The following is a 22712-nucleotide window of genomic DNA, read 5'->3' as shown; positions in this document are numbered from 1 at the left end:
GGTGCCGGGCAACACACCCGGTCGGCCCACGAAAGTGGCCATGGCCTTCTGACGTTGGGATTCGGCTGCGAGAGCCGCACCGAACGCCAGAAGGCCATCGCCGATCACCACAACTCGCAGTCGTTGACGTCGGCTGGTCCCGCTGACCGACGCCTCGGGCTCTATCGCCGAGCATCGTTGGAGATCAGCAACCACCTTCGGATCACATGGCTACCCACAGCCGGTAGACGATCACCGGTCTACTCGCCTCCGTCGCCTCCTGGCCGTCGCGTTCGGCACGCGCCTCTTCCTCCTCGCGCTTCTGCCTTGGGGGGTTAGTGATGCCCCCGAACCTTCGCAGTCGGGGAGCATGGGCATCGAACTCCCTGGCTCGCAGGAGCCTTGGTGAAGTCCGTGGGGAGCCGACTCACGTTCGAAGGTCCTTGACCATGACCGCGTACACAGGGGAGTCGGCGAACGGCTGCTGCTCGCCGGCCTTGGTGTATCCCCACGACTCGTACAGGGTTTGGACCTTGGGGTGGGTCACGTCGACCAGGAGCACGGCGAGGTCCTCCGTGCGTTCCTTCAGCAGCGCCTCGTGGAGTCGTTCGGAGATGCCTTGCTTGCGCCAGCCAGGGCGCACCATGACCTCCGAGACGGCGTAGGTGGAGCTGTAGCCGCCGCTCGGCTCGTAGTCGGTGGAACGCCACCACTCGCGGCCTGGGGCGAGCGGGGCGCCGTAGGCGAAGCCGACGGGCTCTTCTCCGTCGTACGCCACTACGCAGGAGAAGCCGTCCATGCCCGACCAGTGGTCGACGAACCACGCGAAGCGCTGGTGGAAGGGGTCGTCCATCTGGTCGGCGTAGGCGTCGGCGTGTACGTCGACGAGCATCTGCCGGAAGCACTCGGGGAGATTTCCGTGCTGGAAGTGACGCATGTCGGTCACGCTCGACTCCATTCGGTTCGCATGCGGTCTGCCCAGTCCCGTGCGTAGGAGGCGGAAGGAGCCAGGACGAACAGGCCCCGGTGGAAGTCGCCGATGAGCGTACGCATACGACCGGGCAGGGGATCGCCGCCCATCATCGTGAAGACGTCGGCGGCGGTCACCGTGGCCTGTTCTGCGTCGCCCTGATGGAGTTGCGCGAGGGCGAGCTGGGCAGTGGCGAGTGCCCTGTTGCGCCGAAATGCTGTCGGGATCTTGGCCAGAGCGCGGTACGCCATGGCCTCGGCGTGGGCGTGATGTCCGCTGTTGTAGTGGACAACGGCAGCGAGGTGATCGAGTTCGGCCTGGCCGTAGAAGGCCGTCCAGCGCGGCCGCTCGCGTTCCGGCGTCCTGGTGAAGGCGTCCTGGGCGGATCCCAGAGATCGCACAGCGACGCGGCCGTTACCGAGAGCCGAGTAGGCGAGGGCGGCACGGACTCGCCCCAGCGAGTCGAAGAACGGGTCACGACGAGCGGCAGAGGAGGCTTGTGCGGCCTGCGCCGCCGCGAGCGCTTCCGGCCAGTTCTGGCGCTGATAGGCGAGCATCGAGAGGTTGACCCACACCCGCATTTCGGTCGGGCCGTCCTGGGAGAGGCCGGCGTACGTGGCGGATTCGTTCAGGTGCCGCTGTGCCTGCTCGAGGTTGCGGGCGTCGATGCAGGACCAGGCAGCGATGGTGGAGAACTCGGCGGCCAGTGCGTACAGGGCCCGACGGACGCGTTCGCCGGCGTTGCGTTGCTGCAACTCCAGAACGCTGTCGCGGCCCTTGATGGCTGCCTTCTCCAACTTCACATGCCCGCCCTGACGGTCGTCGGCTTCGACGAGGTCGTTCATCCCGGCGGCGGCGCGGGCCACATCCGACATGCCGACCGCGCGGCGCTGGGCCACGAGCGGAGCCGCGGCGGCTGCGGTGCCGGTGGCCGAAGCGATGAAGGTGCGACGCCGCACAGGGTCCTCCTGCGGGTGGTGCATCGTGCGTGGTGCGCTGAACCCTAAATCCTCGACGGGGCACCCGAACACCCGCTCCAGAGCTGCGCATGTACGTCCGATGGGACGACGGGAGGTTCCGTTGAGCAGGTTGCGGACTGTGCGGGCCGAGACATCGCCGGGCCTGCCGGTGATTGCTGCCAGGGCAGCGTTCATCCGATCAGCCAATTCGTCCTGTGTGAGCCCGAGTTCCTCCATCCGGCTCTTGAGGATGGCGTTCGCTCCCATGCTGCCGACCGTAGACCCGCGGTCACCAGCCGAACCAGACCGCAGGTCACGGGTACGCAAAGTCTTCCGGTTTGGAGCGGCCGGTGGGAGCACGACCTTTCCTGTTCCTCTTGGGCCACAGGGCGTTGACTCGGTATCAGGCCGTCGAGGTCCTGCCTCTCCCCTTCCCTCGACGGCATGGAGGAGAGCCCGCCCCGGCGCCACCCCATCGCGGGGGCGGGCGTCCACCCCGGAGGGATGTTCCTGTGACCATGACCGCAGCCAGACCTACTGTTACCGGCACCCCCGGCACCCCCGGCTACACCGAGACGATGCCGTGCAAGCCGGAATCCGCTCGTCGAGCCCGTCTGCTCGTCTCCGCCGCCCTGAACACCTGGGGGCATAGGCGAGTTGGCTGAGCTCGGGGTGCAGGTCGTGGCCGAGCTCGTCAACAACGCCATCGACCACACTCCTTGCCGCAGTGTCCGTGTCCTGGTCACGCGTCCGGCAGAGGGCGTGGTCCGTATCGGCGTCGCCGACACCTGCCGGGATACGCCGGAGACGGGTAGTCCAGATGAGGACTCCGAGGAGGGACGCGGCCTGCTCCTGGTCGACGCCCTCAGTTGGAGGTGGGGCTACGACCGGAAGCGCTGGGGCAAGGTCGTGTGGGCCGAGTTGTAAGTGCCGGACCCGTGCTGAGGCCCCGCGTGTCCTTACGGCTGATGCAGGCCGAGGAGCTGGTGAACGACCCCAGTCGCGAGGCATGCGTGGAACTCACTCTCGATCCCCTCGGCTCGATGAGCGATCTCGATGCCGCCATATTCGCCGAGCCTTTGCGCATGACGCCTGCGGACCTTGTACGGCTGCAGTTGGAGTCCTCCCTGACGCTCGACGCAATCCGCGCCGAGGCCATCCGGGTGGAGATCGCGTGGCAACGGGATCTCCGGCGCTGGTACGAGGAGGGCCGAGTCGCGGTCGAGTCCGGGGAGCCGGAGGTAGCCCTCCTGGTGCGTGTGCTTGAGGGGCTACGTCGGCAAGTTCTCTACGGGCTGGGCGGAGTCCTCACCTCGCTGCCCGGCTGCCTGTACGTGAACCACCCGAACCGGATCGGCGATGCCGAGTACAAACCGGCCGGACTCGCCGCCGCGGTGGCGGCCGGCTTCACCCTGCCGCCCACGCTGATCACCAACGTGCCCGACGACGCGCGGGCGTTTCTCAAGCAGCACGGCCCTGCCATCTTCAAACCCATCTCGGTGCCGCTCTACTTGGTCGATGGCAAGGCACAGACGGTTCCCGTGACCGAGGTGACCGCCGACGAGATCGACGAGTCACTGGCCGGCACCATGCACCTGTTCCAGAGGCGCGTGGACAAGGTCGCGGACGTCCGGGTCACGGTCATCGGAGAGCAGATCTTCGCGGTGCGGATCGACTCCGGCCTCCTTGACTGGCGCACGGATTACGGCACTCACACGTACACGCCCCTGGTCACGCCACCCGTGGTGGAGCGGGCCATGCGTGCCTATCTAGAGCATTTCCGGCTTGTCTTCGGGGCGTTCGACTTCGCCCTGACCGATTCCGGAGAGTGGATCTTCATCGAGTGCAACCCTTCTGGGCAGTGGGCATGGATGGAGCCGCCGACCGGTTTGCCCATGACCGCCGCACTCGCCGATCTCCTGGAGGGAGGGCTTCGTGCCCACTGAGCCCGAAATCGAGACGCCCGCAGCGGGCCTCCGGCGGCAGCTCGCAGACCGACTGGAGAAGGACGGCCGACTGCGGTCGCGTGAGTGGCGCGCCGCGGTGGGGGCCGTGCCCCGCCACGCCTTCGTCCCACGCTTCTACCGGGAGAGCGACGTCCCGGGCGTCACCACCTGGGAGCCCGTCACCCCGGAGACCGTTGGCCAGGAGGAATGGCTTGGGCTCGTCTACACCGACGAGACATGGGTGACCCAGTTCGACAGCCGGGACATCGACTGGAGCGACCCCCAGCCGGTCAGCAACGCCACCCCCACCTCGTCGTCCACGCTGCCGAGCCTCGTGGTGCGGATGCTCGACGACCTGGACGTGCACGAGGGCATGCATGTGCTGGAGATCGGGACGGGTACCGGCTACTCGACGGCACTGATGTGCCACCGGCTCGGCAGCGAGGCGGTGACCTCGATCGAGACGGATGAGGGCGTGGCACGGCGCGCCCGCGAGGCTCTCGCCGGATCCGGCTACACCCCGCACCTCTTTGTGGGGGACGGCCGCGCGGGCCACCTTGACGGAGCCCCGTACGACCGGTTGATCGCCACGTGCGGCTTCCGCAACATCCCTCCCGCCTGGCTGGAGCAGGTACTGCCCGGCGGCGTCATCCTCACCACTCTGCGCGGCTGGATGCGCTCCCTCGGCCTGGTCAAGCTCATCGTCACGGGCGACAGCGCGAACGGTTGGTTCAGTGAGGACGAGCCGAGCTTCATGATCGCCCGCCAGCAGGACGCGCCGGAGAGCCTCGGCGTGCTCCCTGGGCCCGATGATGGAACGGAGCGGAGAGCAACGTACGGGCCAGGCGTTCTCACGAGCTCCGGGCCGGCCTTCATGGCGCAGCTTGCAGCGCCGGACGTCCGCTCCTTCTCCATGGCGGTCGACGGCGGCCCAGTCAGCACGTTTGTGCTGGACAGCGTGACCGATTCCTTCGCTGTCCTCGTTCCCGTGGACAGCGGCTGGCAGGTCCGTCAGGGCGGCCCGCGCCGCCTCTGGGACGCGGTCGAGTCGGCGGTGGCCACGTGGGAGGTGTACGGCTCCCCGAGCACCGCCGCCTTCGGTCTGACGGTCTCCCGCGACGCACAGGTGGTCTGGCTGGGGAATCCGAACGGCCCGCAGTGGCCGCTACCCTCCTGAGACAACCACCGCCGACGCGAGGGAACGCCAGGATGAACGACGAACCGCTGAAGGACTGGGCGGAACGCCGTGACGCGAAGATCGGCCGCCTGCGCGCCGTGCCTGTCGTCTCCGGTGACGGCCCGAGGGCATCGCATCTGCATTCGGATGCGCCCCGCGCCATCGAGCGATGGAACGGACACGCGTGGGAGCCGCACGGCTTCGCCGCCAACCTGGCCGAGGCCAAGGCCGTCCTCTACCCGGAGGCCAGCGAGCCCCCGACCCCAACCCCTGGGCCGGTGCCGAAGCCACTCGGCTCCGGCACCGGCAAGCACTGCAAACCTCCGGCGTCCGGGTCGGACGGTGGTGGTCGGGCGCGGTCGTGATCAGCGTCGCCGAGCCCGAGACTCCTGTGGTGAAGGCGGAGTGGCGGGGCGCTCCGCGGCCTGGCGAGAGTTGGCTGCCTGCGCTCTCGGGCTTGGGGCGTGGCGTTCGCCGAAGCGGCGGATGCGCCAGGTCAGGGCTCGGGCAGGACTGCGGGCGTCGTCCAGGGTGCGCTGGCTGAGAGCGGCCCTCGATATGGACGTGTGCTGACTTCGAGGACCGAGGCCTCTGTTGCGCATGTAGGCGTCATGTCCGCCCTGCTGTGGCTTCGGCCACGTTATCGGCGGGTGGGGCAGCAGTGGCCCGCTCCTGCGGGACGAGCGTCGCAACATAGCCGACAATACGCGGTTAGGGAAACCGGCACTTGTCTGGATGCTTTGTACGTACGTCTGGTGAACCGCTTGCGGATCCCAGGCTGAGCACACGCATCTGAACAGGAAGCAACGGGTATGTACGAAGGGCGCATCGGGCCCCGGATCAGGGGGGGACCAAACTTGGCAGGAGAGGGCGGCATGCGCCGTGGCCGCTGCGGTAGCGAGGGATCCCGATCTTTTCTTCCCGACGACGGCGGCGGATGATCAACGCGTTGCCTTGGCGAAAAGGATCTGCTCGTCCTGTCAGGTCAGGATGGAATGCCTTGAAACCGCTCTCGATTGCGGGGATACGAACGGAATCCGAGGCGGCATGACGGCGGCTGAGCGCAAGGGTGTCCGGGTCGGCTTTGAGCGCCGCTGTGATTCTGTCCGTGTCATGGCCGCACTCTCGGGAAGGGACGTGCATCTCACTGGAGCCGAGCGGCAGGAGTTTGTCCGCCTGGCGTCTAGGTCCGGGATGGCAACTCTCCGAGTGGCCGAAGTTCTCAAGGTGTCCGAGGCTCACGTGAAGAAGCTGTTCCGACGAGAGCGCCGTATGATCGCAGGCGCTTCCCAGGGAGAACAGGCTGCCTCATATGCCACTGCAGAGGGGATCCCGGCGTGAGCGGCCGGAAGGCGGCCCGTGATTCTCTGGGGGAGAGGCGCGGTCATCAGTATCTGAAAGTTGATGAAGCGGCAGCATACCTTGGCTTGAGTCGGCGCTGGATGTATCGAGAATCCGGCCGTTATGGGCTGCCCCGGTACTACTTCGGTGGAAAACTCAGGTTCAAGGTAGCTGACCTGGACCATTGGGCAAAGCAGCAGAAGGTCTCCTGACGAGGGGCCCGGGGTTCCCCGGGCCCCTCTTTTGCTACAGACCCTCGTTGAGGAGCTTGGCAGCGCGTCCGATCGACGCCGGCATGAGGTGACGATAGATCTTGAAGGTCATGTTGATGTTCTTGTGACCCATCCACTCTGCGACATCCGTGACGGGTATCCCCCTGGAGAGGCAGTTGGACGCGAAGAAATGACGGAGCGAGTAGGTGGTGAACTTCCTGGTGATGCCCGCTCTCTTCTTCGTGGCGCTCCACTGGTATTCGAGCGTTGTGTGTGCCCAGTACGGGGATCGCTGGGTCCGAAGGAGGTATCCGTTCGGATCGGCACCGTGGTCCTTCTCATACCGCAGCAGGGACTCTCGGACGGTCGACGGCATGGGGGTTTCGCGGAACTCCCCTGGCTTGCGGTGCTTGAGACGGGCCCGTTGACGCGTCGTGCCGTCGATCTGCTCGGTTATGCGATACACGTCATCTGCGACCATGCGTTCCAAGTGGCGGCGTAGGCCTCTCCGTGCCGGTGTCCGCAGCCGGACATCAGGTCGATGATGACGCGCAGCTCATCACTGCTGACCTCTTTGAGGTGGTGGATCTCGTCCAGCGTCGGGATGGTGATCTTCCGGGGAATGTACTCGGGCGGGATGACCCCGTCGAAGGGATCGTCGGTGAGGCCGCCCCGACGTCGAGCGTCGAGGAGGATCTTTTTGAGGGTGTCGAAGGCATTCTGCTGCGCAGCCAAGCCGACGGAACGTTCTTCCATCGACATGATGAAGTCCTCGACGACAGTCGACGTGAATGAGTTCATCCGTCGGGATTCGAGTGTCGGAAGGACTTGGCTGTTGAGTACCTGGTTGACTGAGCGGACGCTACTTGGGGCATAGTGTCGCTGTCGGGCCAGCCAGCTGGAGGCGTACTCCCCGAAGCGTTGTTTTGCGATCTGGCGTTTAAGGTCCGCCTGTTGGCGAGGGGTATCTCTTTTCTCGGTGTAAATTTTGGCCAGCTGCTCGACCGCGTCCGGCTGCGTCGAGTACCCCGTCTCCTCAACTTGACGGCCTGTCGCGTCGCGGTAGCGAATGGTGTATGGATGGGGGCACCGGCTCTGCCGGGAACAGGCACAGAGGGTAATGGTGTAAGAGGGGGCCTTTGCGGCTCGGTTGGTCCGCGTATGGTGCGGATCTTTCCTGTCCCGCGGCTTCGTGAGCGCGGGAGGAGCTGAGGGCAGCTGGAAGGGCGACGCCTTATGGAAGGCGCCTGCGTGTGCGGTACCACATGGCACAGGTGGTCAGAACCGTCTTTTGATGTCCACGTGGTCCAGGTCGGGAGCGTTTGGCCTGGTCAGGGCCTTGTGGTCTAGGTGTGTCGACACTGTTGGTGACACGCATGTGACCGCTGTGACTGATGTTGACCCCTGTCGGCTCGTTCTGGCGGGGGTCTCTGCGTTCGGGGATGGGCCCGGTTGAACGGTGGTCGATGAGGTTTGCTCTGCTCCGGTTCGCTGTTCCGGGCTGCGAACGTGGGTAGCTGTAGCGACGCAGCGCGGAGCAGGGCACAGGGCACAGGGCCAACGTTCAGCGGGGACGCAAGAGCCCAGTAGGCAGGGCACGGACCCTCCGCCGGAACGGCACCTCCGGGTCGGCGAGCTGAGGCGCGTGGTACGTGAAGCGGACCGTCGCCCGGTCGGTCAGCCGCTTGCCGGCCGGCGTGATCGCTCGGGCGGTGAGCTTGTTGTCACCGTCGACGAAGGGCGCCGTCCACGCCACGTAGCCGATGGTGTCGGTCGGTTTGGTGCCCAGCGACCTGCCCTTGTGGAAGAGTTCGACCCTGGCCGCGTTGGAGTACACGGTGACCGTCTGCTCGTATCCGCGGGCGCCGCGGGGACCGATGCCGGCACGGTGGTTCCACTGGGCGGCGGCGACGTGGAGGACGTCCACGCTGTGCCATGCCTGCATCAGGTGGTCGACGAGGGCGGCCGCGACGACGTCGAGCGTGGCGGAGGTCCAGAACAGCACACGCCAGTCGAAGCTGTCGGCGATCAGGGCGGCGGCGGGCAGGTCCAGGGCGCCACCGCGCCGGTGGAGCCGAGCATCACGCGGTCGCCGTGGGGAGCCTCTCGGCAGGCAGCACATCGCGCATGATGCTCACACCCAGCGGGATCACGCCGTTCGCCAGGCACTGCAGCGTATGGCCGACAATCAGCGGACCCAGGGGAATCGCTCAGTGCGCACACCACCGTGCCCACGACCAGCAGGGCCACGCCGAGCAGGAGCATGCGGCGCTTGCCGTACATGTCACTGAGCCGTCCCATCACCGGGGTGGCGACGGCGCCGCACAGCAGGGTGGCGGTTACGGCCCACGCGGTGTCCGCCAGCGCGGCGTCCAGTAGCCGAGGCAGGTGGGGAACGATTGGGAACACCATGCTGGCCGCGTCATCAGACGCTCTTCTGAGCAGCGAGTTCGTACCTGGCCGCAGTGGGCTCAGCGGTTTCTCAGTCTCAGGTCTGTGTCATTTCCTCACCGGCCGCGCTCAGATCGAACGGCGCGTCGAGACGCTCGTCTGGAATCAGGAAGCCGTCCCTCCCTACCTGTCAGCTCGTGTGGAGAACGGAGCGGAGTGCCGTGTCGATCGTGGGGTGGCTGAAGGTGAAGCCCGCCTTGTCCAGGGCCGCAGGGACGGCGCGGCAACTGCCTGTGATGCCCGTGGCGAACTCGCCGAGCGCCGCTCTGAGGGCGAAAGCGGGGACGGAGGCGATCGTCGGGCGATGAAGGGCGCGGCCCATCGCTCGCGTGATCTCGCGGTTCGTCAGCGGTTCGGGGACTGTGAAGTTGACGGGGCCCGAGAGCGTCTCGTCGTCGATCGCGAAGCGCAGTGCCCCGATGTGGTCGGTCAGCGAGATGAACGGCCAGTACTGGTCGCCGGAACCGAGTCGGCCGCCCAGGCCGAAGCGGAAGAGCGGGAAGAGCCTGCCGAAGGCTCCGCCCTTGGCGGAGACCACCAGGCCGGTGCGAGGGTGTACCACCCGGATGCCCGCCTCCCGGGCCGTGTCCGCGGCGGCCTCCCAGCCGACGCAGACGGCAGCCAGGAAGTCGTCCCCGGGCGGCGCGCTCTCCTCGATGGTCCGGTCGCCGGTGTCGCCGTAGTAACCAGTCGCGGACGCGGAGACTAGGACGCGGGGCGGGGTGGACGACTCGGCGCAGGCCCGCGCGATGGTCCGGGTTCCCAGCGCGCGGCTGCGGCGGATCTCCTCCTTGTACGCGGCGCTCCAGCGCTTGTCTCCGACCCCGGCGCCGGCCAGGTGCACGACGGCGTCCACAGTGTCCAGCGCACAGGGCTGGACGCGGCCTCCGACCGGATCCCACCCCGCCGCCTCGCTGCCGTCCCCCGCGGGGCGCGCCGACCGGTCGCGGACGAGGCGAACGACCTGGTGGCCGTCGGTGAGGAGCGAGTGGGTGAGGGCGGATCCGATGAGTCCGGTGGACCCGGTGATCGCGACGCGCATGGCGTCCTCCCGAACGAGCTTGGGCAGGTGGCCTTGTGGCCACCCGGGATGGTTGTCGGACTTCGAGGTTCTCGGAGTCAGCGGCGATGCCACGGCAGGGCCGCCGGGTAGGCGTCCTCCTCGCCGGCCTGCTTGAGGGAGGCGACCACGGTGGCGGTGATGGTGGCGAGCTGCTCCACCTGTTCAGGGCTGAGGACGTCGAACACCACGCGGCGGACGGCAGTCACATGGCCGGGGGCGGCCTTGGCCATCAACTCCATGCCGGCCTCGGTGAGTTCGGCCAGCTGTCCCCGTCCGTCGGCCGGATCCTCCCGGCGCCGCACGTAGCCCGACTCCTCCAGGCGGATCACCGCGCGCGTGAGGCGGCTGCGGGTGAACTTCAACTGCTCGGCGAGCAAGGACATCCCCAGAGCGCGGTCGGGTGCCACGGACAGGCGGGCCAGGAGGCTGTAGTCCGCGTGCGTCATGGCCGCGTCGCGCCGCAACTGCTGATCGAGGTAGTCGCTCAGCAACGTCGAGCAGTCGAGGAAGTTGATCCAGGCTCGCAGCTCCTCGGGAGTGAGCCACCGGGGGGATGTCATGCCGGCCACTCTAACCGAGATGTTTGCCTGCTCAAACACTTCGGAGTAGCGTCCCCGGTGTTTGAGAAATCAAACGCCTGCCTTTCTGGCCGCTGCACCTGTCGTTCTTGAGCTCTCCACAGGAGGTCCCCATGTCCGGTTCCGTCCCCGAAGCCGTATCGTCCGCCCCGCCCGCGCCGCGCTCCCGCGCCTGGTCGCGGGGCTTCTCGCGGCGGCTGTGGCCGTCCTCGGAAACGTGGTGGTCGCAGTGCTCGCCCACGCGGCGGGGGCGTCGGACGATTTCGATCCGCTGCACCTCTCCGCGTACGCGCCGCTGACGGTGTTCGGCGTCGTCCTCGGCGCCATCGGCTGGGCGGTCGTCCGTCGCGTCGCCAAGAACCCGGCGGGGCTGCTGCGGTGGCTGGTGCCCGTGCTCGTGGTCGCGTCGTTCGCGCCCGACCTGTCCCTGCTCGGTGGCGGCACGCCCGGCAGTGGACCGCTGGCCGTCGCTGCGCTGATGGTGATGCATGTGGTGGTCGCGGTCGCCGCCGTCACCGCCTATCGGCGCGTCCTGCCGCTGACTGTCCGCTGACGCTGCCTGGCGTGCGCGACCGTGCCGGCTGCCGGCTGCGGGCGGTGTCCCGGGAGCCGGGACGACCGAGTTCCGGGACACCGCTGTTCGCGCGCAGGAACGGCCGTGCACGTCTTCCGTCTGCGTGACGGTTGCCCATCCCATCCACCGCGTGGATAACCCGGATACGGGATTCGGATTGCGCTGGGGATGGCACCGGCGCCTTGGCGCCCCCATAGTCGTCGCTACCGCACGCCGCTGTCCGGATGCCGCCGGCGTGCGAGTCCCCCAGCATGCCGTGCGTCGTCGGCGCCCGTGAGGCATGCCCGCTCCCTTACGCCGTCCCCTGGAGTCGCCATGCCCGGTTCCCTGCCCCCGCCGCCTCCCGCCGCGGTCGATGCCACCGCTCCGTCAGCCGTCGCCGTGTCGGGCCCTGCCCATCTGCTGCGGGTGACCCTTCTGATGGCGGGCAGCTGTCTGCCGATCCTGGGGGCGGTGCTGATCGCCCCGGTGCTGCCGAAGATGCAGGACCACTTCGCGTCGGTCCCGTGGGCCAAGGCGCTGGTGCCCCTCGCGCTGACGGTCCCGGCGCTCGCGCTGGCGCTGCTGGCCCCGTTCGCCGGTGTGATCGTGGACCGGGTGGGCCGCAAGCGCCTGCTGGTCGTGGCGACCCTGCTGTACGCCGCGTTCGGCACCGCCCCGCTCTGGCTGGACTCGCTGGGCGGCATCATCGCCAGCCGCGCCCTGGTCGGAGTCGCCGAGGCCGCCATCATGACAGCCTGCACGACCCTGATCGGCGACTACTACAGTGGTCGGCAGCGGGTGAAGTACCTCGCCCTGCAGACCATGTGCGCCTCGGCATCGGCCACCGTCTTCTTCGTGCTCGGCGGCGCCGCCGGATCGGCGGGCTGGCGCATGCCCTTCTGGGTGTACGCCGTGAGCCTGGTGCTGGCCCCGCTGATGGCAACCGCCCTGCCCAACCCGGCGGCCCGTGCGGACGGCGACGAGGTCCCGGCCGCGGCTCCGGCCGAGGCGGAGGCCCGCCGCCCGTTCCCCTGGCGGCAGCTGGCGGGCATCTGTGCCCTCACCTTCTTCGGGGCGATGGTCTTCTACACCGTCCCGGTGGAGATGTCGTACCTGCTCGACGACCTCGGGGTGGAGAACACCGGCGTGATCGGACTGGCCACCGCGATCGCCAGTGCCGCCACCGTGGGGGGAGCGGTCACCTTCGCCCGGCTCAAGCGTTCTCCCGACCCGATGCTTCCCGTCGTTCTCGCGGTCTGCGCGGTCGGCTTCGGGGTGATGTTCCTCGCGGGCAACGCCCCGCTGCTGGTCATCGGGGCGGTCGTCAACTGTGTGGGCACCGGCATGCTGCTTCCCGCCCTTCTCACCAGTGCCATGTCCCGTCTGTCGTTCGAGGACCGCGGCCGTGGCACGGGGCTGTGGACGGCGGCCTTCTTCGGCGGTGAGTTCGTCTGCCCGCTGGTGCTGCTCGCCGGGGAGTCTGCTGTCGGCAGTCTCGCCGGTGCGGTGGGCGTGCTGGGGCTGGCCGCCGCCCTCGTCGCGGCGGGGCTGTGGGCGGCCCGCCGTCGTACGGGTGCCGTCGATCCCCGGCCGTTGCCGGAGCAGTTGGCCTGAGGGGGCAGGCCGGTGTACGGGCGCTGTCGGTCCTTGGCCGTTGCTGGAGCGGTTGGCCTGAGGGCGCGCGGGCCGGCCGTTGTACGGATGTCGTCCGTTCCCGGCTGTTGCCGGAGCGTTGGCCTGAGGGTAGCCGGTCCGCCCGCTATACGGGTGTCGTCCCCGGCGGTTGCCGGAGCGTTGGTTCTGAGGGCGGCCAGTCCGCCCGCCGACAGCGCGTCGCTCACGGGCTGCCGCCGGGCCCGGTCAGAGCCGGCCCGGCGGCAGCCCCGCGCTCTGGTCGACGGGCACGGCCTTCCCTGGGCCCTTGCCAGTGCTGTAGCCGTTGCCCGTCAGCGTCGCGCCCACCTCCGCGGCCTTCTGACGCAGCCAGATATGGCCCGCGTCCTGAGCGTGCACCGGGTGCCACCACATCGCCTCCCGCACCGGTACCGCCTCGAAGGGGCAGGGCAGGACGCGCACCGCGGCGGAGCGGACCGCCTTGCGCGCCAGGCGCTCCTGGATCATCGCGACCCGGCGGGTGCCCTCGACCATGTGGGGCAGCAGCTGGAAGGTCTGCACGGACACCTCCACCTGGGGACTGATCCCTATCATGCTGAGCTGGCGGGCGGCCGGGGCGTCGTAGGGACGCTGGTAGACGGCCCAGGGCAGACGCCCCAGCTGGTCCAGGGTGAGTTCGTCACCGATCTCGGGGTGATCATCGGCGACCATGCACAGCCAGCGGTCCTGGTGGAGTTCGACGGCGGGGAAGCCGTCGATCACGCCGTGCGGCATCAGCAGTCCGTCGACGGTGCTCAGCACGGTGGCGGTGTTCTCCACGACGGACGGTGCCGGGTGCTGGAAGGTGAGCCGGATGCCGGGCGCCTCCTGGTGCAGGGCGCGGGCGAGTGCGGCGCCGAAGACGGCCGCTCCGTAGTCGGAGGCGAGCAGGGTGAACTCGCGGGTCTCGGCGGCCGCGTCGAAGTCGGCCTGGCTGGAGAAGACCCGCTCCAGCAGGTCGCACGCGGTGGCGCTGCGGTCCCGCAGGGCGGTGCCGAGCGGGGTCAGCTCGTAGGAGTTGCCGGTACGGGCGAGCAACTCGTCGTCGAAATGGCGGCGCAGCCGGGACAACGCCGCGCTCATGGCGGGCTGGCTCAGCCCGATGCGCTCGCCGGCCCGGGTGACATTGCGCTCTTCCAGCAGCGCGCGCAGGGCGAGGACCAGATTGAGGTCGAGTCGGGACAGGTTCACCGGGCAACCACCTAGCAAGCGAGAGTCATCCATGTCATGGATTCGGCACATCCACAGGATTGATTTCCGTGATTAACCGATCGGGGCCAGAGTAGACCGCAACCCAGCAGGAGGAAATCAGATGGCAACGCTCGCGCAACCTGCCGGCCCGTTCGCGCTCGGCACGTTCTCCACTCAGGACGGGGAGCCGTTTCCCGGCCTCCTGGCCAAGGGCCGGGTGCTCGACTTGAGCAGTGTCTTGGCCTGGGCACCGTCCAGCGTGCGCGCCGTGGTGGAGCGGTGGGAGGAGACCCTCCCCCTCCTGCACGCCCTGGCGGACGACGATGCCCTCGGCTGGCGTCCGCTGGAGGGCCTGCGGGTGCACGCCTCCATCGAGCCGCGGCAGATCTTCCAGTCCGGTGCCAACTACCGGCAGCACGTGATCGACCTGGAGGTCGCCCACCGCTCTCCCGACGACCCGCGTACGGTCGAGGAGGCGCGAGCGGAGATCGCCGCGGTCATGGACCGCCGGGCCGCTGAGGACCTGCCGTACGTGTTCATCGGTCTGCCAAGCGCGATCACGGGCCCGTACGACGACGTGGTCCTGCCCTCGTGGGCCGAAAAGCCGGACTGGGAGCTGGAGTTGGCGGCCGTCATCGCCAAGCCCGCCTACCGGGTGACGGTTGAGGAGGCCCTGGAGTACGTCGCCGGGTACACCATCGCCAACGATCTCACCGACCGGGCCACCGTGTTCCGCCGGGACATGAAGGCCATCGGCACCGACTGGCTGCGCTGCAAGAACGCTCCCGGTTTCACGCCGCTCGGCCCGTGGCTCGTACCTGCCGAGTCGATCGCGGACACCGGTGACCTGCGGGTCACGCTCAAGCTGAACGGCGAGACCATGCAGGACGAGTCCACCAAGGACATGCTCTTCGGAGTCGCCCGGTTGGTGTCGTACGCCTCGCAGACGGCTCAACTCCTGTCCGGTGACCTGGTGTTGACCGGCAGCCCGGCCGGCAACGGCATCCACTGGGGACGGCTGCTGCGCGACGGCGACGTCATGGAGGGTTCCATCACCGGTCTGGGCGTGCAGCGCACCCGCTGTGTCGCGGAGGGAACGGCATGAGCCTGGACCGCCGCGACCCGGAGGGCGCGATAGCCGAGGCCGCCAAGGCGTACTCCAACTGGGGGCGTTGGGGTGAGGACGACGTGCTCGGCACGTTGAACTTCCTCGACGAGGGCAAGCGGCGCGAGGGCGCGTCGCTCGTGCGCCGCGGCGTGAGCTTCTCGCTGGCGCAGCGGTTCGACATGAACGGCCCGCAGAAGGGCTGGCGCCGGCGGACCAACCCGGTGCACACCATGCTCGACACGGGCACCGACGCGGCGCTGGGCAACCAGGGCTTCCCGCACGGCATCGGCGGCGCGGACGACGTGATCGCGATGCCGCTGCAGTGCTCCACCCAGTGGGACGGCCTCGGGCACATCTTCGACCACGGCAAGGCGTGGAACGGACGGGCCGCCGAGAAGGTGGTCACCTCCGACGGAGACCTCGTCACCGGCATCGAGCACATGGCACCGTACGTCGCCGGCCGTGGCGTGCTCCTCGACGTCGGCCAGGTCGTCGGCACGGACGGCGAGCTGCCCGACGGGTTCGCCATCACCGAGGAGCACCTCACCCGGGCCGCCGAGGCCCACGGGGTGACCGTCGGCCGCGGCGACATCGTGCTCGTCCGCACCGGACATCTCGCCCGCGCCCGGCGGGCCGGCTGGGGCGACTTCGCGGGCGGCCCCGCGCCCGGCCTGTCATTCACCACCGCCGGCTGGCTGCACGGCAGCGAGATCGCCGCCATCGCCACCGACACCTGGGGCTTCGAGGTACGGCCCAACGAATTCGACAACGCCTTCCAGCCGCTGCACCAGGTCGTCATCCCCAACATGGGCCTGCTGATCGGCGAGATGTGGGACCTCGACGCACTCGCCGCCGACTGCGCCGACGACGGCGTGTACGAGTTCTGGCTCACCGCCGCTCCCCTCCCCATCACCGGAGCCGTCGGATCCCCGGTCAACCCGATCGCCGTCAAGTAGCCCGCACCACTGCCGGATGCGCCGTTCCCCGGACAGCAGAGGCGCATCCGGCCCGCACCCCCGTCCCCACCTCTGGCCCGCACTCCCAGCGGGCGAGCCGCAGCCCCCGCCGCCCGAAGTCGCGCGGCCCAACCCCGGGAGGAATCCCCGACATGGCTGACAGCCGCACTCTTCCCCAGCCTCCAGCCGGGGGCACACCCACCGTCCTGGTCATCGGCGGGGGCGCCTCAGGCAACGCCGTGACCATCCTGCTGCGCCGCGCCGGCATCGCCGTCGACCTGATCGAGGCCAAGCCGGACTGGAACGCCACCACCGGCTCCGGCATCACCCTCCAGGGCAACGCCCTGCGGGTCCTGCGCGAACTGGGCGTGTGGGAACAGGTGAAAGCCTCCGGATACGCCTTCGGCTCGCTGGGCGTGACCGCCCCCGACGGCACCGTCCTGTTCGTCGCCGAGGACATCCAGACCGGCGGAAAGGACCTGCCCGCCACCATCGGCATGCAGCGCCCCCAGCTGCAGCAGATCCTCATCGACACGGTCCGCGCCTCCGGCGCCGACGTTCGTCTCGGCACCACCGCCGAAGCGCTGGAGCAGGACGCCGACGGCGTGTCGGTGCGCTTCAGCGACGGCAGCGAGGGCCGCTACGACCTGGTGATCGCCGCCGACGGTCTCAACTCAGCCACCCGCGCCGCGATCGGCATCACGGACAAACCCGAGCCGACCGGCATGGCCATCTGGCGCATCGCCGCCCCGCGGCCCGAGAGCGTGACGCGCACCGACCTCGCCTACGGCGGCCCCGCCTACATCGCCGGCTACTGCCCCACCAGCGAGAACACCATCTACGCGTACGTCGTCGAAGGGTGCCGCGACCGCACCTCGATCGACCCGGCCACCTACGCCGACGAGATGCGCCGCCTGGCGCAGAGCTACGGCGGGGTCTGGCCGGAGATCACCGAGCACATCACCGACCCGAAGAAGGTCAACTACACCTGGTTCGACCACCTGCTGGTGGAGGGGTCCTGGCACCGGGGCCGGGTCGTGCTGATCGGCGACGCCGCCCACTGCTGCCCGCCCACCATGGCCCAGGGCGCGGCGATGTCCCTGGAGGACGCCCTCGTCCTCGCCGAGCTGCTCACCAGCGGACGGGACTGGGACGACGAGCTGCTCCGGGCCTACCACGACCGCCGCATCCCCCGGGTGCGCACCGTCGTCGCGGCGTCCATGCAGATCGGCCAGTGGCAGCTGGACGGTGTGCGCGACGCCGACATGGCCGGGCTGGTCGGCCGCACCATGAACCTCCTCAAGGAGCGCCCGTGACCACCACCGCATCCTCCGCGCCGACCATCGACGTCCACGCCCACCTCCTGCTCCCGGAGGTCGAGGAGGCCGTCGCCGGTCATCCCGGTCTCGCCGAGGCCCGTGCCCTCGACGCCCGCCGCAACGGCCCGGCGGCCCTGGCAGTGAACGGTCCGATGGTCGGGGCGCGCGTGCCGAAGCTGACGGACGCCGCGGTGCGCCTGGCGGCCATGGACGCGCAGGGCGTGGACATCCAGCTGGTCAGCCCCTCGCCGTCCCACTACCACTACTGGGCCGAGCCCCAACTGGCCGAGAAGGTCTGCCGGCTGGCCAACGAGGGCACCGCCGCACACTGTGCGAAGGCTCCCGACCGCCTGCACGGCCTGGGCCTGGTCCCGCTCCAGCATCCCGACCTCGCGGTCGGCCTGCTCGACCACGCCCTGGACCAGGGGCTGAGGGGTGTGGAGATCTCCTCGCACGCGCCCGGCCACGAGCTGTCGGACCCGGCGTACGAACCCCTCTGGTCCCGAGCGGAGGAGACAGGCGCCTTCCTCTTCCTGCACCCGTTCGGCTGCACCCTCGACGAGCGCCTGGGCCAGTGGTACCTGTCCAACACCGTCGGCCAGCCCACCGAGAACGCGGTCGCCCTCTCCCACCTGATCTTCTCCGGCGTCCTGGACCGCCACCCGGGTCTGAAGCTGATCGCGGCGCACGGCGGCGGCTACCTGCCCACCCACATCGGCCGCTCCGACCACGCCTGGCGGGCCCGTCCCGACGCCCGGGGCTGTGAGCGGGAACCGAGCAGCTATCTGAAGCAGCTGTACTTCGACTCCCTCGTCCACGACCCTCAGGTGCTGCGGGAGCTGCTGCGAGCGGTCGGCCAGGAACGGGTCCTGCTCGGCTCCGACTTCCCCTTCGACATGGGCACCGACGACCCTCTCGGCGCGCTGCGCGCCGCGGACCTGCCCGACACCGACTTCCACTCCGTCCGCGGCGGAAACGCCGCCGCTCTGCTCAACCTCGTCTGAGGAGGACCCCCCCATGAGTAACCGCCTGCTCACCCACCTCCGCCACGTCGACCTCGCCGTGCCGGACTACGACAAGCAACTCGACTTCTACGCCGGCGTCTGGGGCCTGACCAAGGTCGCCGAGGACTCCGGCATCTCCTTCCTCGCCGCCGAGGGCTCCCCCGAGCAGTACGTCGTCCGGCTGCGCAAGGCCGACGAGAAGCGCCTCGACCTCGTCTCCTACGGCGCCGCGAGCCCGGCCGACGTGGACACGCTCGCCGAGCAACTCCTCGCCGGGGGTGTTGAGCTGGTCACCCAGCCGGGCAAGGTGGACACCCCCGGCGGCGGTTACGGCTTCCGCTTCTTCGACGTCGACGGCCGCACCATCGAGGTCTCCGCCGACGTCGAGGTACGGCAGCACCGCAGGATCGAGGAGAAGGAGTCGATCCCGGTCAAGCTGTCGCACGTCGTCCTCAACTCTCCGGATCTGGACAACACCAAGGCGTGGTACGAGGAGCACCTCGGCTTCCGGCTGTCCGACACGCTCGGTCATCCGCACATCGGCGACGTCATGCACTTCATGCGGATCAGCAACCAGCACCACTCCATGGCCATCGCCAAGGGCCCGCACACCTCGCTGCACCACATCTCCTTCGAGATGCGCGGGATCGACGAGTACATGCGCGGCTCCGGCCGTGTCATCCGCTCCGGCGCCCGCAAGATCTGGGGGCCGGGCCGGCACATGGCGGGCGACAACACCTTCACCTACTTCCTCGACCCGCACGGCAACACCGTCGAGTACACGACGGAGTTGGAGCTGCTGGACGAGGACACCTGGCACCCGCACGTCTACGACTTCTCGAACCCCGAGGTCACCGACCAGTGGGGCACCGCCAACCCCATGAACGAACTGGTCACCAAGGAGTCCTTCAACGACGTCGACCGCGGCGTCTTCGTCGCCCCGCCGGTCTGATCGGCGAAGCCCTGAGTTCCCGGGGGCGCGGTGACCCTGTCACTGCCCTGACTCCCCTGCCGCGCCCCCGGCCTTCGTGCCCACCCCTCATGCCGACAGCCGACAGGAAACCGCCATGCGTTTCGCCACGTACGAGTACCGCAACCGACGCCAGGTGGCCGTCGTCGCAGAGGACGGCACGCTCCACCCCCTGCCCGGCGTCAGCTCACTGACCGGCCTGCTCGTCGAGGGCGGCGGTCTGCCCGAACTGCTCGACGCGGGCTCCGCGACCCTCGACGTCCCGGCCGGCCCCCACGTCTCCGACGTACGCCTGCTGGCGCCGCTCCAGCCGCCCACCGTGCGTGACTTCGTCACCTTCGAGGAACACGTCGAGGGCGTACGGCGGTCCCTGGACGGGGCCGCCGGGGTACCGGAGCGGTGGTACGCGGCCCCGACGTTCTACTTCGGCAACCCCTACGCGATGTACGGGCCGCACGACGACATCCCCATGCCGCCGGGGTCGAGCGTGCTCGACTTCGAGCTGGAGGTCGCCGCCGTGATCGGAAAGGAGGGCCGCGACCTCACCCCCGAGCAGGCCCGCGACCACATCGTCGGCTACACCGTCTTCAACGACTGGTCGGCCCGGGACCTGCAGTCCGCCGAGATGAAGGTCGGCCTCGGCCCCTGCAAGGGCAAGGACACCGCCACTACGCTCGGTCCGTACCTCGTCACCGCCGACGAGCTGGGGAAGTACCGCGACGCGGACGGCTTCCTGCGTCTGGCGCTCACCGCCGAGATCAACGGCGAGGTCGTGGGCAAGGATCTGCTGTCCAACATGAGCTGGACCTTCGAGGAGATGGTCGCCTACGCCTCACGCGGCACCGTCGTCCGCCCCGGCGATGTCCTCGGTTCCGGAACCTGCGGCAACGGCGGCTGCCTCGCCGAACTGTGGGGCGTACGGGGTGAGCAGTCCCCGCCTCCCCTGAAGCCCGGCGACACGGTCACCCTCACCGTCGAGGGCATCGGCTCCGTCTCCAACACCGTGGTGGCCGGCCCGGACCCCATGACCGTTCCCGTCGCCCGACGCCGCACGAGGGAGCGGCCGTGACCGATCTCCATCCCAAACGGCTCCTCGGCAGGGTCGTCGTGGTCACGGGCGCGGCCGGGGGCCAGGGCGCCGCGGAGACCGAGGCGCTGACCCGCGAGGGCGCCCGGGTGATCGCCACCGACGTCACGGAGTCACCCGGCTGCCGCCGTCTCGACGTCACGAGCGAGAAGGACTGGGCGGAACTCGCCGCCGACCTGCGTGAGGCGTACGGGCAGGTGCACGGCCTGGTCAACAACGCGGGCATCACCTGGCGGGCCCGGATCGACGACGTACGCCCTGAGGACATGGCCCGGGTCCACGCGGTCAACGTCACCGGCCCGCTGCTGGGCATCCAGCACCTGGCCCCGCTGATGCCGCCTGGCTCCTCGATCGTGAACGTCGGCTCGTCCGCCGCGCTCACCGGCCACTACCCGGTCGCCTACACGGCCAGTAAGTGGGCGCTGCGCGGTCTGTCGAAGACCGCCGCCATGGAGCTGGGACCCCGCGGCATCCGCCTGAACACGATCCATCCCGGCTTCATCGAGACGGACATGACCGCCTCCGCGGCGCCCGCGTTCCGCGAGGCGAACATCCGGGAGACGCCACTCGGCCGCACCGGCACGGTCGAGGAGGTCGCCCCGCTCGTGGTCTTCCTCCTGTCCGACGAGTCGTCCTTCATCACCGGCGCCGAGATCCCGGTCGACGGCGGCCTCACGGCGCACGGCGGCGTCAAGTCGATCTCCGACGCCCTTCACCAGTAGCAGCAGAAAGGCCCTCCCCCCATGGACAAGGTCCGCGCGAGCGCGGCCGAGGCGGTCGCCGACATCCCCGACGGTGCGTCACTGGCCGTCGGCGGCTTCGGACTCAGCGGTGTACCCGAGGCCGCGATCCGGGCCCTGCACGAGCAGGGCGCGACCGGCCTCGAAGTCGTGTCGAACAACTGCGGCGTCGACGGGCGCGGGCTGGGCGTGCTGCTGGCCGCCGGACGCATCGCCCGGGTGACCGGGTCCTACGTCGGTGAGAACAAGGAGTTCGCCCGCCAGTACCTGTCCGGCGAGCTGGAGGTGGAGCTGGTGCCGCAGGGCACCCTCGCCGAACGGCTGCGCGCGGGCGGCGCGGGCATCCCCGCCTTCTACACCCCGGCGGGCGTGGGAACGCAGGTGGCGCTGGGCGGTCTGCCCTGGCGGTACGCCCCCGACGGCTCGGTCGCCGTCGCCTCCCCTCCCAAGGAGATCCGCGACTTCCACGGCCGCCCGCACGTCCTGGAGCACGGCATCACCACCGACTTCGCCCTCGTACGGGCCTGGCGCGGCGACCGCCACGGCAACCTGGTCTTCCGCCGCGCCGCCGCCAACTTCACCCCCCTCGCCGCGATGGCCGGGCGGACCACCGTCGCCGAGGTCGAAGAGCTGGTCGAGCCCGGTGAGTTGAGCCCCGACGAGGTCCACCTGCCGGGCGTCTTCGTCCAGTGGATCGTGGCCCTCACTCCTGAACAGGCGGCCGACAAGCAGATCGAGAAGAGGACGGTACGACCCTGATGGCCTGGACCCGCGACCAGATGGCCGCCCGCGCAGCCGCCGAACTCACCGACGGCTCCTACATCAACCTCGGCATCGGTCTGCCCACCCTCATCCCCGGCCACCTTCCCCCCGACATCCACGTGGTCCTGCACTCCGAGAACGGCATCCTGGGCACCGGCCCCTACCCGACCGAGGACGAGGTCGACGCGGACCTGATCAACGCCGGCAAAGAGACCGTCACCGTCCTGCCCGGGGCCTCCTTCTTCGACTCGGCCCTGTCCTTCGGCATGATCCGCGGCGGCCACATCGACACCGCCGTACTCGGCGCCATGCAGGTCTCCGCGGCCGGCGACCTGGCCAACTGGATGATCCCCGGCAAGATGGTCAAGGGCATGGGCGGCGCCATGGACCTCGTCCACGGCGCCCGGCGCGTCATCGTCCTGATGGAACACACCGCCAAGGACGGCAGCCCCAAGATCGTCGAGGAGTGCACCCTGCCGCTGACCGGCGAACGGTGCGTCCACCGGATCATCACCGACCTCGGCGTCCTCGACGTCACACCCGAGGGCCTCGCCCTCGTGGAATGCGCGCCGGGTGTCACCGCCGAGGACATAGCCGCCCGCACCGAAGCACCTCTGATCCGGAAGCCATGAACCGAGGACGCGTCGGGCGGGCAGGTACCACGGTCCCTGCCCGCCCGACCGAGGGGGT

At 69.3% G+C, this 22712-nt stretch carries 25 protein-coding genes and 1 pseudogene; 17 read left to right on the top strand and 9 right to left on the bottom strand.

Annotation, left to right across the window (positions count from 1 at the left end; all coding sequences use genetic code 11):
- Positions 1-406: 406 nt before the first annotated feature.
- Both OG798_RS09785 and OG798_RS09780 read right to left on the bottom strand, forming a co-directional pair.
- Positions 407-937, bottom strand: coding sequence for a GNAT family N-acetyltransferase (locus tag OG798_RS09785; RefSeq protein WP_328756816.1), 531 nt, complete (start codon positions 935-937; stop codon positions 407-409).
- A complete protein-coding gene (locus OG798_RS09780; protein ID WP_121417044.1) occupies positions 922-2175 on the bottom strand; it encodes a helix-turn-helix domain-containing protein in 1254 nt (417 codons plus the stop codon). The genes OG798_RS09785 and OG798_RS09780 overlap by 16 nt, the downstream gene beginning before the upstream one ends.
- A 390-nt stretch (positions 2176-2565) precedes the next feature.
- On the opposite strand from OG798_RS09780, the gene OG798_RS09775 reads away from it, so the two are divergent.
- The 6 genes from OG798_RS09775 to OG798_RS56515 all read left to right on the top strand — a co-directional run bounded on the left by OG798_RS09775 (position 2566) and on the right by OG798_RS56515 (position 6584).
- Positions 2566-2835, top strand: coding sequence for an ATP-binding protein (locus OG798_RS09775; RefSeq protein WP_328756815.1), 270 nt, complete (start codon positions 2566-2568; stop codon positions 2833-2835).
- 41 nt (positions 2836-2876) lie between these two features.
- On the top strand, positions 2877-3854 hold the full coding sequence (locus tag OG798_RS09770) for an ATP-grasp ribosomal peptide maturase (RefSeq protein WP_328756814.1): 978 nt from the start codon (positions 2877-2879) through the stop codon (positions 3852-3854).
- A complete protein-coding gene (gene tgmC / locus OG798_RS09765) occupies positions 3844-5031 on the top strand; it encodes an ATP-grasp peptide maturase system methyltransferase (RefSeq protein WP_328756813.1) in 1188 nt (395 codons plus the stop codon). The genes OG798_RS09770 and tgmC overlap by 11 nt, the downstream gene beginning before the upstream one ends.
- Before the next feature lie 32 nt (positions 5032-5063).
- A complete protein-coding gene (locus tag OG798_RS09760; RefSeq protein ID WP_328756812.1) occupies positions 5064-5396 on the top strand; it encodes a DUF6087 family protein in 333 nt (110 codons plus the stop codon).
- 427 nt (positions 5397-5823) lie between these two features.
- Positions 5824-6372, top strand: a complete 549-nt coding sequence (locus OG798_RS09750; protein WP_121417049.1) for a WhiB family transcriptional regulator — start codon at positions 5824-5826, stop codon at positions 6370-6372.
- Positions 6369-6584, top strand: coding sequence for a helix-turn-helix domain-containing protein (locus tag OG798_RS56515; RefSeq protein WP_183127458.1), 216 nt, complete (start codon positions 6369-6371; stop codon positions 6582-6584). Before OG798_RS09750 ends, OG798_RS56515 begins: the two co-directional genes overlap by 4 nt.
- Before the next feature lie 34 nt (positions 6585-6618).
- On the opposite strand, the gene OG798_RS09745 is transcribed toward OG798_RS56515, so the two are convergent.
- From OG798_RS09745 to OG798_RS09720, 6 genes and pseudogenes are all read right to left on the bottom strand, one after another.
- Entirely contained in the window at positions 6619-7050 is a 432-nt protein-coding gene (locus OG798_RS09745; RefSeq protein ID WP_328756811.1) for a tyrosine-type recombinase/integrase, read from the bottom strand.
- Positions 7038-7385 carry a hypothetical protein gene (locus OG798_RS09740; RefSeq protein WP_328756810.1) on the bottom strand — a complete coding sequence of 116 codons (348 nt, stop codon included), beginning with the start codon at positions 7383-7385 and terminating at the stop codon, positions 7038-7040. Before OG798_RS09740 ends, OG798_RS09745 begins: the two co-directional genes overlap by 13 nt.
- A 763-nt stretch (positions 7386-8148) precedes the next feature.
- On the bottom strand, positions 8149-8529 hold the full coding sequence (locus OG798_RS09735) for a DUF4982 domain-containing protein (RefSeq protein ID WP_328760008.1): 381 nt from the start codon (positions 8527-8529) through the stop codon (positions 8149-8151).
- A 9-nt stretch (positions 8530-8538) separates the two neighbouring features.
- Positions 8539-8996: pseudogene (locus tag OG798_RS09730) on the bottom strand (MFS transporter); the annotation flags it as partial.
- A 169-nt stretch (positions 8997-9165) separates the two neighbouring features.
- Positions 9166-10077: a TIGR01777 family oxidoreductase gene (locus OG798_RS09725; protein WP_121417051.1), complete on the bottom strand. Its 912-nt coding sequence runs from the start codon at positions 10075-10077 to the stop codon at positions 9166-9168.
- Positions 10078-10154: 77 nt separating this feature from the next.
- Positions 10155-10658 carry a MarR family winged helix-turn-helix transcriptional regulator gene (locus OG798_RS09720; RefSeq protein WP_121418612.1) on the bottom strand — a complete coding sequence of 168 codons (504 nt, stop codon included), beginning with the start codon at positions 10656-10658 and terminating at the stop codon, positions 10155-10157.
- 235 nt (positions 10659-10893) lie between these two features.
- Between OG798_RS09720 and OG798_RS09715 the strand changes: the two genes are divergently transcribed.
- Positions 10894-11229, top strand: a complete 336-nt coding sequence (locus tag OG798_RS09715; protein WP_267060977.1) for a DUF6069 family protein — start codon at positions 10894-10896, stop codon at positions 11227-11229.
- A 336-nt stretch (positions 11230-11565) separates the two neighbouring features.
- On the top strand, positions 11566-12846 hold the full coding sequence (locus OG798_RS09710) for an MFS transporter (RefSeq protein WP_328756809.1): 1281 nt from the start codon (positions 11566-11568) through the stop codon (positions 12844-12846).
- Between the two features lie 246 nt (positions 12847-13092).
- Here the strand turns inward: OG798_RS09710 and OG798_RS09705 are convergent, their stop codons facing one another.
- The gene (locus OG798_RS09705) at positions 13093-14076 is read right to left on the bottom strand and encodes a LysR family transcriptional regulator (protein ID WP_267060975.1); all 984 of its coding nucleotides are present in this window, start codon (positions 14074-14076) and stop codon (positions 13093-13095) included.
- A 121-nt stretch (positions 14077-14197) separates the two neighbouring features.
- On the opposite strand from OG798_RS09705, the gene OG798_RS09700 reads away from it, so the two are divergent.
- The 9 genes from OG798_RS09700 to OG798_RS09660 all read left to right on the top strand — a co-directional run bounded on the left by OG798_RS09700 (position 14198) and on the right by OG798_RS09660 (position 22654).
- Positions 14198-15181 (top strand): fumarylacetoacetate hydrolase family protein, encoded by a 984-nt coding sequence (locus tag OG798_RS09700; protein WP_121417053.1) that lies wholly within the window; start codon positions 14198-14200, stop codon positions 15179-15181.
- Positions 15178-16140: a cyclase family protein gene (locus tag OG798_RS09695; protein WP_121417054.1), complete on the top strand. Its 963-nt coding sequence runs from the start codon at positions 15178-15180 to the stop codon at positions 16138-16140. The genes OG798_RS09700 and OG798_RS09695 overlap by 4 nt, the downstream gene beginning before the upstream one ends.
- A 152-nt stretch (positions 16141-16292) precedes the next feature.
- Positions 16293-17456, top strand: coding sequence for an FAD-dependent oxidoreductase (locus OG798_RS09690; RefSeq protein ID WP_121417055.1), 1164 nt, complete (start codon positions 16293-16295; stop codon positions 17454-17456).
- A complete protein-coding gene (locus tag OG798_RS09685; RefSeq protein ID WP_121417056.1) occupies positions 17453-18463 on the top strand; it encodes an amidohydrolase family protein in 1011 nt (336 codons plus the stop codon). The genes OG798_RS09690 and OG798_RS09685 overlap by 4 nt, the downstream gene beginning before the upstream one ends.
- A 13-nt stretch (positions 18464-18476) precedes the next feature.
- Positions 18477-19415, top strand: a complete 939-nt coding sequence (locus tag OG798_RS09680) for a VOC family protein (protein WP_267060974.1) — start codon at positions 18477-18479, stop codon at positions 19413-19415.
- 115 nt (positions 19416-19530) lie between these two features.
- The gene (locus OG798_RS09675; RefSeq protein ID WP_267060973.1) at positions 19531-20502 is read left to right on the top strand and encodes a fumarylacetoacetate hydrolase family protein; all 972 of its coding nucleotides are present in this window, start codon (positions 19531-19533) and stop codon (positions 20500-20502) included.
- Positions 20499-21242, top strand: a complete 744-nt coding sequence (locus tag OG798_RS09670; protein WP_121417059.1) for an SDR family NAD(P)-dependent oxidoreductase — start codon at positions 20499-20501, stop codon at positions 21240-21242. The genes OG798_RS09675 and OG798_RS09670 overlap by 4 nt, the downstream gene beginning before the upstream one ends.
- 21 nt (positions 21243-21263) lie before the next feature.
- Positions 21264-22019, top strand: coding sequence for a CoA transferase subunit A (locus OG798_RS09665; RefSeq protein ID WP_267060971.1), 756 nt, complete (start codon positions 21264-21266; stop codon positions 22017-22019).
- A complete protein-coding gene (locus OG798_RS09660; protein ID WP_121417060.1) occupies positions 22019-22654 on the top strand; it encodes a CoA transferase subunit B in 636 nt (211 codons plus the stop codon). The genes OG798_RS09665 and OG798_RS09660 overlap by 1 nt, the downstream gene beginning before the upstream one ends.
- Positions 22655-22712: the final 58 nt, after the last annotated feature.

The organism is Streptomyces sp. NBC_00271 (assembly GCF_036178845.1).
Taxonomy (GTDB): Bacteria; Actinomycetota; Actinomycetes; order Streptomycetales; family Streptomycetaceae; genus Streptomyces.
The sequence above is the reverse complement of the archived record's forward strand: the minus strand, read 5'-3'. Positions and strand labels throughout refer to the sequence as shown.

Coding starts and splice junctions, on each gene's coding strand:
- OG798_RS09680 (WP_267060974.1), top strand. CDS start 18,477: ATGAGTAACCGCCTGCTCACCCACCTCCGCCACGTCGACCTCGCCGTG.
- OG798_RS09770 (WP_328756814.1), top strand. CDS start 2,877: ATGCAGGCCGAGGAGCTGGTGAACGACCCCAGTCGCGAGGCATGCGTG.
- OG798_RS09785 (WP_328756816.1), bottom strand. CDS start 937: ATGGAGTCGAGCGTGACCGACATGCGTCACTTCCAGCACGGAAATCTC.
- OG798_RS09690 (WP_121417055.1), top strand. CDS start 16,293: ATGGCTGACAGCCGCACTCTTCCCCAGCCTCCAGCCGGGGGCACACCC.
- OG798_RS09700 (WP_121417053.1), top strand. CDS start 14,198: ATGGCAACGCTCGCGCAACCTGCCGGCCCGTTCGCGCTCGGCACGTTC.
- OG798_RS09695 (WP_121417054.1), top strand. CDS start 15,178: ATGAGCCTGGACCGCCGCGACCCGGAGGGCGCGATAGCCGAGGCCGCC.
- OG798_RS09720 (WP_121418612.1), bottom strand. CDS start 10,658: ATGACATCCCCCCGGTGGCTCACTCCCGAGGAGCTGCGAGCCTGGATC.
- OG798_RS09760 (WP_328756812.1), top strand. CDS start 5,064: ATGAACGACGAACCGCTGAAGGACTGGGCGGAACGCCGTGACGCGAAG.
- OG798_RS09740 (WP_328756810.1), bottom strand. CDS start 7,385: ATGAACTCATTCACGTCGACTGTCGTCGAGGACTTCATCATGTCGATG.
- OG798_RS09735 (WP_328760008.1), bottom strand. CDS start 8,529: ATGCAGGCATGGCACAGCGTGGACGTCCTCCACGTCGCCGCCGCCCAG.
- OG798_RS09665 (WP_267060971.1), top strand. CDS start 21,264: ATGGACAAGGTCCGCGCGAGCGCGGCCGAGGCGGTCGCCGACATCCCC.
- OG798_RS09710 (WP_328756809.1), top strand. CDS start 11,566: ATGCCCGGTTCCCTGCCCCCGCCGCCTCCCGCCGCGGTCGATGCCACC.
- OG798_RS09725 (WP_121417051.1), bottom strand. CDS start 10,077: ATGCGCGTCGCGATCACCGGGTCCACCGGACTCATCGGATCCGCCCTC.
- OG798_RS09675 (WP_267060973.1), top strand. CDS start 19,531: ATGCGTTTCGCCACGTACGAGTACCGCAACCGACGCCAGGTGGCCGTC.
- OG798_RS09780 (WP_121417044.1), bottom strand. CDS start 2,175: ATGGGAGCGAACGCCATCCTCAAGAGCCGGATGGAGGAACTCGGGCTC.
- OG798_RS09660 (WP_121417060.1), top strand. CDS start 22,019: ATGGCCTGGACCCGCGACCAGATGGCCGCCCGCGCAGCCGCCGAACTC.